Here is a 13,474-nt window from a genome sequence, read left to right as displayed (position 1 = left end):
CGGGTCAGTAGGCGGTAAACTCGTTTTACGGGGCCGGGTCACGCTTGATGATATTGAGGCACAAGCAGGCAAGTACAATCAGACAGATTGTCCGTATTCTGGCAAAACAGAGTGAATTCTGACTGTTTTTACGGCCTGGTTTTTTACTTGCATAATTTCCATTGGATAGCCGGCGATATTCAGTCCTGTGCCACCCTCCGGAATGTCCTGCAGGTATTCAAGAATCAGACCATTGAGTGTTTTAGGCCCATCCAGCGGAAATTGCATATCCAGCTTGCGATTTAAATCGCGCAACAATACGCTGCCCTCGACGATAATACTGCCATCTTCCTGTTTAACATATGTGCCTGCATGCGTGGGCGCATGCGTTGTAAATTCACCGATAATTTCTTCAAGAATATCTTCGAGCGTGACCAGTCCCATCCATTCTCCGTACTCATCCACTACCATGCCGATTCTTCTCCGGTTTTCCTGAAAAAGCTGCAACTGGGAAAACAGTGGCGTTCCGGATGGAATGAAGTAAGGTTGTTGCATGATATTTTCTAAAGTAGTTACTGTGATAGGGCCACTTTTAGTATGATTCAATACCTTGCGCATATGAATGATGCCGACAATATTATCCATGCGTTCACGATAAACCGGTAATCGGGTGTGATGGCAGGTTAGCAATTGTGCCTGAATGGTTTCATTATCGGCAGCCAGATCAATTGCTTCGACCTGGCTGCGCGGCACAATGACGTCGTCTACCGTAACCGTTTCAAGATCAAACAGATTAAGCAGCATGCTTTGATGTTTTTTCTGAATAAAATGTCCGCCTTCCAGAACCAGTGTTTTCAGCTCTTCAGTGCTGATTGTCTGCGGTGCAGCGGCATTTTTTGGGTTGAGGCGCATGAGTGCCAGGAGTCCGCTGACAAATAGATTAATAAACCACACCACTGGATAAAGAATCTTGAGTAATGGCGTTAAAATATAACTCGCAAACATTGCAATACGCTCGGGATACGCTGCCGCAATGACTTTGGGGGTAATTTCACTGAAAATCAGTATGGCAAATGTGAGACAGATAGTGCCTATCAGCAATGCGAGTTCATCCTGCCCGAAAAACATTGCGATGATTACAGCAACCAGTGTAGCTGAAGCAGTATTGAGTAAATTGTTGCCCAGCAAAATCACACCCAACAACCGGTCTGTTTTGTCGAGCAAATGGCTGGTTAACCGTGCCCCCCGGTGTCCTTGTTTGGCCATATGTTTCAAGCGATAACGGTTGATCGCCATCATGCTGGTTTCGGAAAGTGAAAAGAAACCTGACAGAATTAATAATAAAAATAATATGAGCAGTAGGATATAAAGCGGTATGTTTTCCAATGAACACCTTTATTGCCAGTTGAAAATCTTAGTTGCCCGTTACAAAAAAACCAATGACATGAATGTGAATTCCTGATTAAACAGACTGTTGCAATTTTTTTATATTGGGCGATGTACTGATGGCTGCATGTTTATAGGGACAATTCAGCAACGACAGGTGCGTGATCAGAAGGACGTTCCAGTTTTCGTGTAGCTTTATCAATTTGGCAGGTTATGCAGCTGGCAGCCAGTTCTGTACTCATTAAAATATGGTCTATGCGCAATCCGCGGTTACGGCGAAAGGCCAGCATGCGATAATCCCACCAGCTATAGATTTTATCGGGTTGCTCAAATAAACGAAAACTATCGATAAGGCCAATTTTTAACAATCCGTCAAAAGCATTCCGCTCAGGTTGACTGCATAATACCTTTCCTTCCCAGAGTTTGGGATCATAAACATCACGATCATCCGGTGCAATATTAAAGTCACCCAGTAACGCTAATTTGGGATAGGTCTTTAATTCATTGCGCAACCAATCCGTAAGTGCGGGCAGCCATCTTAATTTATAGGCGTATTTTTCCGATCCCACAGTATCTCCATTGGGCACATAGATGCAAATAATGCGTAATGCACCGAATGTTGCGGCAATCACACGCTTTTGTTCGTCTTCAAAACCGGGGATTGCAGTTGTGATTTCATGGCCGCTTTGTTTGCTGAGTATGGCAACACCATTATATGTTTTTTGTCCGATATATACGGATTGATAACCCGCCTCAGCAATTTCTTGTTGCGGAAAGTTCTCATCGATTAATTTGGTTTCCTGCAGACAGAGCATATCTGGCTGTTGCGTTTGCAGCCAGTCAAGAACTTGCGGCAATCGTACTTTCAGTGAATTGACATTCCAGGTCGCCAGTTTCATGCCAGCATTATTCATATATTCAGATGTAAAATTTTGCGGTGCTAAAATAAAATCCGCTGCAGCCAGTCATCAATATCATTGATTTCCTGCATGCAAACGCTATGCTCCATGGGATATTCATGCCATTCGGGCTTGTAATTTGCCTGCTGCAATCTTTCTTTTGACGCTTTGGCAGTCGATATGGGCACAACGGAATCATCAATACCATGCGCCATAAAAATGGGAATGGCTGCATTTGCCTGATGCACTTCATTTGACAAGGCATCAGCAAGCGGTAAATAGCATGACAAAGCCATGATGCCGGCCAGTTTGTTTTTTTGACGCAGTCCGGTCTGAAGCGCCATAGCGCCGCCCTGTGAAAATCCGGCCAAGACAATATTTTCAGATGCGATGCCGCGGCGCATTTCGTTTTCAATTAAAGCTTCAACGGCTTTTTGTGAGTCTCTTATACCCGTTTCGTCTTCTGAGGAATTGATTCTCGCGCCGCTGATATCATACCAGGCACGCATGGCATAGCCGTTGTTAATAGTAACCGGACGCACGGGTGCATGTGGAAACACAAAACGTATCCGTTTTTTTGCAGCGATTGTCAGCTCATTGGCGACAGGGACAAAATCATTGCCGTCAGCACCCAGACCATGCATCCATAATACAGTATAGAGCGGATCGGTATTTGTTTCTATTTCAACGGCAGGCAGTAAATCAGGTGTTGTCATGATTGGTTATCAGTGCGGCATTGACTAAAGTAAATGATAGGATTAAATTGCCGGCGAGAGCTTCTCAAAAGTTGTTCAAAATTAGAATATATCATCAGAGAGAGACCATGAAACGTAGGGATTTTATCAAAATTATAGGATCAGGCGCACTTTTAATGCCAATAACGTCATTCTCCTTGCCGACCAGCAACCGGCAGCTGGATTATGAAAAATGGCATGGTTACCGTTTAACTTATCAAGTAACTTTGCCGGCAACCGGAAAAAGAGCGCGTTTATGGCTCCCGTTGCCAAATTCCCTGGACCCCGCTTATCAGTTTACCCAGGGAAACAACTGGTCCGGCAACGCCAGGCAGGCAAAATTTGACGCCATTGGTACAGAAAAATTTCCAGTATTTGCAGCTGAATGGCAAGGTGAAGGCGAACGTCACGCTTCTGTTCAATGTATTATCAAAACATCGCATCATACTGTCGATCTTGATCGCTATCAACGGTCCGGAAATGCCGCTATCCCCGGTAATATAAAACCTTTTCTGCAACCTGCCCGGTTGATACCGGTCAATGGCATTGTCAAGGATGTTGCGCATTCCATTGTGCATGATGAGGGCAATACGACACTCGAAAAAGCGCGTGCCATTTATGACTGGCTTATTGATCATTTCCGGCATGATGAAACCACACGCGGCCGTGGCAAAGGTGATATCCAGTTTATTCTGGAAAATAGCCAGTTAAGCGGCAAGTGCGTGGATATCCATTCGTTGTTTGTCGGGCTTGCACGGTCAATCGGCATACCTGCGCGTATTCAGTACGGTGTTCGTATGGTGCAGTCTGAATTACATGAAAGTCTCGGCAGACAAACCGATGTGAGTCGCTCGCAGCATAGCCGCGCAGAGTTTTATCTGGATAACCTTGGCTGGGTGCCTGTCAACCCGGCTGATGTTTGCAAAGTAGCCAGACTTGAAAATTTGACGCTTGATGATCCTATCATTAAACATTTAAGGGAACAATTCTTTGGCGCCTGGGAAATGAACTGGATTACATTCAATCATGGTCAGGATATTCAGTTAACTAATAGCAAAATTGGTAGACTGCCTTTCTTTTTATACCCGTATGCTGAAATTGATGATCAGCCACTCGATGGTCTGGAGCCAGAGAAATTCAATTACCAGATTACTGCGGCTGAACTCATTGGTACAGGGGCAAAATTCTAATATGATACTTGCGATGAACTGAGCAATACCTGGAAAAAAATTGATGAGCCAGGCAAGTTGCATGTGCATTCTGAGGGTATTATTGATGTCGAAATTTCAAGACCAATGAGATTTTATCACCCCGGTTGCATTCATTTTTAAAAAAAGTTGACATCAGGCCACATAACAGGTTGTAATACACGGTTTTATTGATTAAATATAGACAAGAGAGAGTGAAGAATGAAACGTACCTATCAGCCATCTGTAACCAAAAGAAAGCGTACCCATGGTTTTCGCGTGCGCATGAAAACGCGGGGCGGAGCGGCCGTTATCAGAGCACGCCGCGCTAAAGGTCGCGCAAGGCTCAGCGTGTAGCAGTAAATTCAAGCTAAACAACGTTATATTATCAGCGTAACAACACATTCTCTGCCAAAAAGCCGGCGGTTGCATGATGCTGCAGCGTTTGCTGCGGTTTTTCGTTTTCGGCACCAGGTACGCAGTCACTATGTGCAAATTTATGCTAAACCGAATGGCCTGCCTTATTCGCGTCTGGGGATTATTGTTTCAAAAAAAGTGGAGCGGGGTGCGGTTAAGCGCAATTGGATAAAACGATTGTTTCGCGAAACATTTCGAACATTTCAAAATAACAGTGGTACTGAACAAATGGACTGGGTGATGCGTTTACGCCACCCGGTTTCCGCAGATATTGCAACACAATTCACTGCTGAAATCAGATTACTGATGCATCAATTACAAAAATGTCACGATTAATGATCGGTTTAATAAAATTTTATCAATACTGCATTAGCCCATTGCTGGCGCCTTCATGTCGTTTCACACCCACCTGCTCCCAATATGCTTGCGAAGCCCTGGCCAAACATGGTTTTCTGCGTGGAATGCGATTGAGCGTGTGGCGTATTATGCGATGCAATCCCTGGTGCAAAGGCGGCTATGAACCAGTGCCTTGAGAGCGATCGGAGCTTTTTTGTAATCTGTTGACTGTTACTGTTGAATTTCAACTGCTTTTGTCTGTTTAATACCCAAATCAATGAATTAAAACTCAATAACACACTTATAGACGATCACAAGCTGATGAATAAAGCCGCGTCGCGTTTCATATCTTTTGCAATGTGTTCAGGCGTTGTCATAAATTTAATCTGACCAGATAAAAATGGAAACAAGAAAACTTATACTTATCATTATTTTGTCTACTTCTCTGCTGCTTTTATGGGAAGCATGGCAAAAAGAAACACAGCCTCCGGTTTCTCAGGTGACGCCCGGCGTAGCGACAGATGGCGGCAATCAACGTCATGACCCGTTGCCTGTGCCCGGTGACGAACTTGCTGCTGGCGCGGGCGGATCAGGTATCGCTGCAGGAATAGAGGGTGTAACACCTCATGTCACGCCTAATTTATTTGAAATCGGTGAAAAAATACAGGTAACGACCGATCTCGTTACTGCGGAAATCGATACCGCCGGCGGTGATATCAGAAGGCTCGGATTATTGAAGCATCCTGCCAGAGAAGACGAAACCAAGCCTTATGAATTGTTACTGGATCAGGCTGCCCGCTTCCAGATTTCACAGTCGGGATTAATTGGCGATGGATTGCCGAGTCATAAAACAAAATATACTGTAGAATCAAACAAGTACAATTACGAACTGCGACCCGGCGAAGACAGTGTGAGTGTCCGGTTACTGGCGCCTGAAGCAAACGGCTTTCAGGTTGCCAAGATATACACTTTTCACCGCGGCACTTATGTTATTGATGTTACGTTTGAAATTAAAAATAACACCGATTCCACAATCCTGCCGTTCTCTTATTTCCAAATGATGCGGGATTCTAAAGAGCCGGCGGGACAGGGCTTTTTAGTGCATTCTTATACCGGTCCGGCGCTTTATACCGAAGAAGAAAAATTCCTCAAAGTAAAGTTTTCTGATCTGGACAAAAACAAGGCTGACTATCCAACCAATGCCGATGATGGCTGGATAGCCATGTTGGAACATTATTTCCTGACAGCGTGGTTGCCCGAACAGGGAACGCCTCGGGAATACTACGTCAAGCGGTTGGCGCACAATCAGTATACGGCCGGTGTTATTGCACCTGTCGGTGCAGTCGAGCCCGGACAGACCCAAAATATAACCATGCCCTTTTATGCAGGGCCGCAGGAACAGAAAAAACTTGCTGAATTGTCTCCCGGTCTGGATTTAACCGTTGACTATGGCTGGTTGACGGTATTGGCAAAACCGCTGTTCTGGTTGCTTTCTTTTTACCATTCCTATGTGGATAACTGGGGCATTGCCATTATCCTGCTAACGCTGACAGTCAAGCTGTTGTTCTTTCCGCTGTCGGCAGCCGGTTATCGCTCCATGGCCAAGCTGCGTGTGGTCACACCGAAGCTGCAGCGTATTCGCGAGCAATATGCTGGCGATCGTCAGCGTATGCATCAAGCGATGATGGAATTTTATAAACAGGAAAAAATCAATCCGATGGGCGGCTGTTTGCCAATTCTTGTTCAGATTCCGGTATTTATTGCATTGTTCTGGACATTGCTCGCCGCAGTTGAATTACGCTATGCACCGCTCGCTTTATGGATTACCGACATGTCGGTTCCGGACCCGTATTATGTACTCCCATTGATAATGGGTGTGTCCATGTACATACAGTCGAAATTGAGTCCCAAGCCAGCTGATCCGATTCAGGCAAGAATCATGCAGATCATGCCGGTTGCTTTCAGTATATTTTTCTTTTTCTTCCCGGCTGGTTTGGTACTCTATTCGCTGTGTAACAATATTCTTTCCATCGCGCAGCAATGGCAGATTACGCGCATGCTTGAAAAGAAAGCGGAGGTAGAGGAAGAGAAGAAAAGCAAAGGCAAGGGTAAAGGTAAAGGTGCGGATGCAGGTGAAGCAGACGCCGAAGACCTGAAAGGAACCAGACAACTGACCCATTCTGCCGACACAGACGCAAAAGATGAGAAAGATATCGAAGATGCTGATGTGATAGAAAGCAAGGAAGCAGCAACCGCAGAAAAAGCACCTCCTGCATCTGCCCAGGCACAACCCAAGCCAAAACCGCGAAGAGGTAAAGGCAGAAAAGGTAAAAAAAGGTAACTTTCACAATAACTCAATTACAGTCGGTGCATTGAAGCACCGGCTGTAATTGGTTTTCCCGGTAAAGCAATAGCGAGGCATGTTGGATCAACCGGATATTATTGCTGCAATCGCAACACCACCAGGCAGAGGCGGTGTTGGTATAGTCCGCATCTCGGGTAAAAACCTGACTTCACTTGCCCGAATCATACTGGGCAAACTCCCTGAACCGCGTCATGCGCAATTGAGTCAATTCTTCGATGTGCACGAACAAATCATTGATCAGGGTATTGCGCTTTATTTTCCAGCGCCTAATTCATATACCGGTGAGGACGTGTTGGAACTACAGGGACACGGCGGGCCTGCCATTATGAATTTGCTGCTCAACCAATGCCTGGCTTGTGGCGCACGTATGGCGCAACCGGGTGAATTCACGTTGCGCGCCTATCTGAATGAAAAGATTGATCTGGTGCAGGCCGAAAGTGTTGCCGATATCATCGAAGCCAGTACCAGTGAGGCTGCACGTTGTGCCGTGCGTTCCTTACAAGGTCGTTTTTCGACCACAATCGATGAACTGGTGCGATCATTAACTACGCTGCGCATGTTTATCGAAGCCACGCTTGATTTCCCTGACGAGGAAATTGAAGGCTTGCACGATCAGGAAGTCAGAGAAAAACTGGACGCCATCAGCCAGCAATTCGAACGTATATTATCTTCTGCACACCAGGGTAATCTGCTGCAGGAAGGTATCAAGGTTGTCCTGGTCGGTGCGCCGAATGTTGGCAAATCCAGCCTGCTCAACCAACTGGCCGAAGACGATGTCGCCATCGTTACTGAAATTCCTGGTACTACACGGGACAGCATACAAAAACTGATCACCATTGCGGGCGTGCCGATTCACGTTATCGATACCGCCGGTTTGCGGGAAACCACCGACATTGTCGAACAAAAAGGAATTGAGCGCACGCGGGCCGTAGTCAGGGATGCGGACATCCTCATCCGTCTGATCGACTGCAGCTGCCATGCGCCAGGTGAAGACAGCGAGATATTGCAGGCGTTTTCCATCGACAAGCCGCATATCACTGTTCTCAACAAAATTGATCTGACCAGCCAGACACCCGGAATCGAGACAAACGAACACGCGGTTAAAGTCTATCTATCTGCAAAAACAGGCGTGGGCGTTGAGTTATTACGTGAACAGATACTGCGCGCGGCAGGTTGGCAAACCGGTCAAACCGGCGAGGGACTTTTTATGGCAAGGCAACGCCATCTGGAAGCGCTCGAGGCTGCAAGAAACCATTTAAATACAGCATGGAAATATAGCGACACTGAATCAGAATGGGAATTACTCGCCGAAGAGCTCCGGCTTGCGCAGGACGCGTTATCATCCATTACCGGGCACTTTACCGCGGATGATCTGCTTGGAGAAATATTTTCAAACTTTTGTATCGGAAAGTGAGCGGGTCAAATAACAGAAAACAACCTCATATTAAAAGTGAATTTAACCTCATCTTTATGCGATGGGTTTGTTTTTCGTTACAATTCGATTGAAATATCTGGATAGACCTCTCAATAATGCGGTCTGTATCATAAAACCTGTTATTTCAATCCTTTCCGGTGAATTGGTGGCTTAAAAAATATCAAAAATGAGCTGGACGGTTTATATTCTGGAATGTGCCGATGGCAGTTTTTACACCGGCATCACCACTGATTTGACACGCCGGATCGCCGAACATGGCGCAGGTAAGAGTGAAAAAGGCGCGCGATATACCAGTGGGCGTGGCCCATTTAGGTTGGTCCATCAGGAGTCCCACAAAAACAGAGCAGAAGCTTCCAAAAGGGAAGCTTCTATAAAAGCGATGACGCGCGCTGGTAAACTGGCGCTGCTTTCACAAAAGCAGTAAACAGCGGTAGCTGTCGCCAGCCTGTTTTTCTGAAAAAACTCGAGTTCGCTGAGCTGTATTAACCATTTTTGATCGTAATTTTCTTGACATTGGATTTGTCGACTTCCTGACGCGGAATGGCGATTTTTAACAATCCCTTGTCCATGCCGGCATGGATGCCGTCGGCGTCCGCATCATCCGGTATTGCGAGCACGCGTTCAAAAGCACCGTAACGTCTTTCCTTGCGGTAAAAGTGCTTGTCCTTTTCTTCCTGCTCCTCGTGCTTGGTGCCTTTAATCACCAGAACCCGGTCTTTTAATTCAATCGACAGGTCTTCCTGAGCGAGTCCGGGTGCTTCCAGTGTTATCGTGTATTGCCTGTCATCGCTGGCGATATTGACGCTGGCTCTGAAAGCCGGAAAAAAATCATCAGAAGAAAACGGGTTCAGCAATTCTGACCGGGACCGGCCCAGTAACCCAAAACCGCGAAACGCATCTTCAAACACGCGGTCAATTTCGCGATGAAGCTGATTTAAGTTATCGATCTGTGGAAGCCGCGGCAATGCCTGATCGTCATGCTTGACCGGTACAATTTCATCTTTGGTTTTTTCGGGCTCTTCATGCTTAAACCAGTTCCACGGATTGAGTTTATGAAAGTCAATGACAAATTCTCCTTTTGATTATCTTCAGCATAAAAAATATCATTGATTTTTAGACATTATTTAATCGTAACTCACGAATCAGTCTTAATTAACAAATAAGGATTGGGGTGTTTTTTTTCAATAGCATAGAAGCTGAAGCATCGCATTCCATCAGAACTTCGGGTTGAGCGAGATTCGGTCTTGCCTATTCTCCGTTAATCACATAAGGTACAGGCACTGAAAAAAACCATAAAACCAACCATGCCCAGTTTACTGACAATCCGCCATCAGGGCGGCCTTGACGGACAGGCACAGTTTGTCGTCACGCGGTTGTCTGACGGCAAGACGTCCGAGCCGGTCACGATTACAGCACCCGATCAGACCACCGCGCGTGGCCGCGGCAACAGTCATCTGGCGAACGATCTGCGCTGGTATCTCGAGCGTTTTCTCGATTATCCGTTTGAACCCAATATCGCCCTCGCACAGACGGTTCAGGACACGCTCGCGCAATGGGGTAAGGCGGCTTTTTCCAGTCTTTTTCAGGGCAAAGCGCGGGACTGGTATCAGGATGCGCGCAGACATAGCCTCAGTGAACTCACGCTCAAAATCGCCAGCGATAACCCCCGCGTGCTGTCATGGCCGTGGGAGGCGTTGCACGATCCGGAAGCCACCACACTGGCGCATACCTGCCGCATTGAACGGCAGCTTAATGAACTGCATGACCCGCAACCGCTGCCGGATAATTTACCCGGCGACTGCATCAACATCCTGCTGGTGATCGCGCGGCCCTACGGTGAAGAAGATGTGAGTTATCATGTATTGGCGCGCCCGTTGGTTGATCTCGCCGTGCAGCAGCAAACGGTGCCGGTGCGCGTCGATGTATTGCGCCCGCCGACGTTTGACCAGTTACGTGCGGCGTTGCGTGAAAAGCCGGGTTTTTATCATATCGTCCACTTTGACGGGCACGGTGGTTATGGCGAAGACGATCGTCAGCATGCTGCCGGCAATCACAGTTTTAAGGGGCCGCGGGGCAGGCTGGTGTTTGAAACGCCGGAAGGCAGGGCCGATGCCATTGAATCCACCCGGCTCACGCAACTGCTCAGTGAATATGCGATCCCGATTACCGTGCTGAACGCCTGCCAGTCGGCAGCAATTGATGAGCAGGCCGACGATCCGTTTGCTTCGGTGGCGGCGGCGTTGCTCAAGGCAGGTATCCGCAGCGTGGTGGCGATGGGTTATAACCTCTACGTCAGCGCGGCGCAACAGTTCGTGCCGGCGTTCTACCAGAGCCTGTTTCTGCAGGGCTCGGTCAGCGAAGCCACACGCGCCGGACGCCAGGCCATGCTTGCGCATCCGCAGCGTATCTGCGCGCGTGGCGAACATCCATTGTACGACTGGCTGGTGCCGGTACTGTATCAGCAGGCAGCGTATGATTTAAACTTTACCGCCGCTTCGCAACCAATCAAAATCGACCCGATACCGCTGCCCCCTGCGGCAACCGAACAGGGCGATTACGGTTTCATCGGCCGTGACCGCGCGATCCATGCGCTGGAGCGCGCCATGCGGCGGCAGCCACAGGCCGGGTTGCTGATCCACGGCATCGCCGGTGTCGGTAAAACCACGCTGGCACAGGGATTCCTGCAATGGCTGCAACAGACCAACGGGTTGCGCGAGCATGTATTCTGGTTCCGTTTCGATGAAATCCGCAGCGCTGAATATCTGATTAACCAGATAGTGCTTGGATTGTTCGGCGCCGATGCACTGGCTTCACCTGTGAAACAAAAGCTGGAAAATATATGCCGGGTATTCAAGGAACAGTCATTCATACTGGTGTGGGACAATTTTGAATCCGCCAGTGGCATTGACTGTACTGAAGTCATGGGGACTGCGCCGTTGTTATCGGGTGACGACAGACAACAGCTCAAAGATTTTCTGCAGCAACTGCGTGGCGGCAAAACCAAAGTCCTGATCACCAGCCGTTCGTCAGAGTCCTGGCTGTCAAAGACCGAATGTTTCCGCCTGCCCATCAGCGGATTGCAGGGCGAAGCATGCTGGCAGTACTGCAACGCGGTGGTGCGCGATCTGGGCTTGACGCTGGAACGTGACGACCCAGCCATTCAGAAACTCATCGAAAAACTCGACGGCCACCCGCTGGCAATGCGCGCAGTTTTGCTGCGGCTGGACCAGACCAGTGCGCACGAGCTGCTGCAAGAACTGGAACAGGGTTTTGTCGTTCCCCCTGTTGACGGGCAGGATGACAGCACGCGCAGAATTTATAGCGCATTGTCACTACTCGAAACCGAATTTCCGCCCGAATACACCGTTGTACTGCAATTCATCGGACTGCACCAACGCTATGTGCAGGGTGACATGCTGGCGGCGATGATCAAAAGCAGCGAAATTGCCTCCAATCAACAGACGATCCATAATTGCTTCCATGTGCTTGAGCGCGCAGGCCTTGTCCATGTCTTGCAAAAAGACCTTTATGCCATGCACCCTGCACTCACTGGCTACCTGCAGCAACAGCATCCGGCTGAGACAGACGCACAAATTGCATTTGTGGATTTAATGGGGCGTTTTGCCGATCACCTGACGCCCAAGGAACTGCATGAACAGCGTGCGCCGTTTTATTATCATGGCGAAAATTTTCAGGCGGCCTTAGTGTTGGCGAAAACACTTGGCATGTCTGAAGCTGTGACTGCTTTAACACAATCACTCGCTTCTTTTGCGAAAAACAACCGGGATTTTCAAGGCGCAAAGCGGTTATTTGAAATGTTGGTCAATCACTGCAATCAACAGCGTAATGAACATGGTGCGGCCAGTACTTACCACCAGTTGGGCATGATCGCGGAAGAACAGCGCGACTTCAGGCAGGCCGAACAGTGGTATCTGAAATCATTGGCAATTACAGAAAAACAGGGCAATGAACATCACGCGGCCAGCACATACCACCAGTTAGGGGTGATCGCGCAAAAACAGCGTAAATTCGAGCAGGCCCGGCAGTGGTATCGGAAATCACTGACAATTGCAGAAAAACAAGGCAATGAGCATGGTGCAGCCATCACATACCACCAGTCAGGGATGATCGCGCAAGAACAGCGTAAATTCGAGCAGGCCGAGCAGTGGTATCTGAAATCACTCGTGATCAAAGAAAAACAAGGCAATGAACAGGGGATGGCCATCACTTACCACCAGTTAGGCATGATCGCGCAAGAACAGCGTAAATTCGAGCAGGCCGAACAGTGGTGTCTGAAATCACTGGCGATTAATGAAAAACAGGGCGATGAATATGGTGTGGCCCGCACTTACCATCAGTTAGGCGTGATCGCGGAAAAACAGCGTAACTTGAATCAGGCCGAGCAGTGGTATCTTAAATCACTGGCGATTAAAGAAAAACAAGGCAATGAACATGGTGTGGCCAGCACCTATGCCCAACTGGGATTGTTTAGTGCGTCACGACTGGAATGGATAACCGCCGCGCAATGGAGTATAAAGGCGATTGCCGCTTTCGTTCATTGCAGTGATGCGCATTCAGTAGAGCGTGCTACGCGACAGTATATTAATTTGCTGCAACAAAGCGACGACCAGTCACAGGCGGAAATCAGGCAACGCTGGCAACAGGCCGGTATGGATAAAACTATTGGAGCACTGGATGATTTGATTACAGCAATGAATAAATCAAAGGACGCCTGA

At 47.9% G+C, this 13,474-nt stretch carries 12 protein-coding genes; 8 read left to right on the top strand and 4 right to left on the bottom strand.

Features of this window, described 5'->3' with window-relative positions; translation table 11 throughout:
* Positions 1-78: 78 nt before the first annotated feature.
* The 3 genes from C8R11_RS01990 to C8R11_RS01980 form a co-directional block, all read right to left on the bottom strand.
* The gene (locus tag C8R11_RS01990) at positions 79-1,356 is read right to left on the bottom strand and encodes an HlyC/CorC family transporter (protein ID WP_181258141.1); all 1,278 of its coding nucleotides are present in this window, start codon (positions 1,354-1,356) and stop codon (positions 79-81) included.
* Between the two features lie 140 nt (positions 1,357-1,496).
* On the bottom strand, positions 1,497-2,264 hold the full coding sequence (gene xth / locus C8R11_RS01985; protein WP_107794421.1) for an exodeoxyribonuclease III: 768 nt from the start codon (positions 2,262-2,264) through the stop codon (positions 1,497-1,499).
* Between the two features lie 41 nt (positions 2,265-2,305).
* Entirely contained in the window at positions 2,306-2,980 is a 675-nt protein-coding gene (locus C8R11_RS01980) for an alpha/beta hydrolase (protein WP_107794243.1), read from the bottom strand.
* Between the two features lie 107 nt (positions 2,981-3,087).
* Here C8R11_RS01980 and C8R11_RS01975 point away from each other — a divergent pair, with 107 nt between their 5' ends.
* The 7 genes from C8R11_RS01975 to C8R11_RS01945 all read left to right on the top strand — a co-directional run bounded on the left by C8R11_RS01975 (position 3,088) and on the right by C8R11_RS01945 (position 9,162).
* Positions 3,088-4,188: a transglutaminase-like domain-containing protein gene (locus tag C8R11_RS01975; protein ID WP_107794242.1), complete on the top strand. Its 1,101-nt coding sequence runs from the start codon at positions 3,088-3,090 to the stop codon at positions 4,186-4,188.
* Positions 4,189-4,407: 219 nt separating this feature from the next.
* Positions 4,408-4,542 carry a 50S ribosomal protein L34 gene (gene rpmH, locus C8R11_RS01970; protein WP_090696535.1) on the top strand — a complete coding sequence of 45 codons (135 nt, stop codon included), beginning with the start codon at positions 4,408-4,410 and terminating at the stop codon, positions 4,540-4,542.
* A gap of 6 nt (positions 4,543-4,548) precedes the next feature.
* Entirely contained in the window at positions 4,549-4,938 is a 390-nt protein-coding gene (gene rnpA / locus C8R11_RS01965; protein ID WP_342352450.1) for a ribonuclease P protein component, read from the top strand.
* Positions 4,926-5,135, top strand: a complete 210-nt coding sequence (gene yidD / locus C8R11_RS01960; RefSeq protein WP_090696538.1) for a membrane protein insertion efficiency factor YidD — start codon at positions 4,926-4,928, stop codon at positions 5,133-5,135. Before rnpA ends, yidD begins: the two co-directional genes overlap by 13 nt.
* A 203-nt stretch (positions 5,136-5,338) precedes the next feature.
* Complete coding sequence (gene yidC, locus C8R11_RS01955) at positions 5,339-7,279, top strand: membrane protein insertase YidC (RefSeq protein WP_107794240.1); 1,941 nt, start codon at positions 5,339-5,341, stop codon at positions 7,277-7,279.
* 82 nt (positions 7,280-7,361) lie between these two features.
* Entirely contained in the window at positions 7,362-8,717 is a 1,356-nt protein-coding gene (gene mnmE / locus C8R11_RS01950; RefSeq protein WP_181258140.1) for a tRNA uridine-5-carboxymethylaminomethyl(34) synthesis GTPase MnmE, read from the top strand.
* Positions 8,718-8,904: 187 nt separating this feature from the next.
* Positions 8,905-9,162 carry a GIY-YIG nuclease family protein gene (locus C8R11_RS01945; RefSeq protein WP_107794238.1) on the top strand — a complete coding sequence of 86 codons (258 nt, stop codon included), beginning with the start codon at positions 8,905-8,907 and terminating at the stop codon, positions 9,160-9,162.
* A gap of 58 nt (positions 9,163-9,220) precedes the next feature.
* Here the strand turns inward: C8R11_RS01945 and C8R11_RS01940 are convergent, their stop codons facing one another.
* A complete protein-coding gene (locus C8R11_RS01940; RefSeq protein WP_181258127.1) occupies positions 9,221-9,703 on the bottom strand; it encodes an Hsp20/alpha crystallin family protein in 483 nt (160 codons plus the stop codon).
* Between the two features lie 339 nt (positions 9,704-10,042).
* On the opposite strand from C8R11_RS01940, the gene C8R11_RS01935 reads away from it, so the two are divergent.
* Positions 10,043-13,474, top strand: coding sequence for a tetratricopeptide repeat protein (locus tag C8R11_RS01935; protein ID WP_107794236.1), 3,432 nt, complete (start codon positions 10,043-10,045; stop codon positions 13,472-13,474).

The organism is Nitrosomonas aestuarii (assembly GCF_003046585.1).
In the GTDB taxonomy this organism is placed as follows: Bacteria; Pseudomonadota; Gammaproteobacteria; order Burkholderiales; family Nitrosomonadaceae; genus Nitrosomonas; species Nitrosomonas aestuarii.
This window is presented reverse-complemented; position numbering and strand designations above follow the sequence as displayed.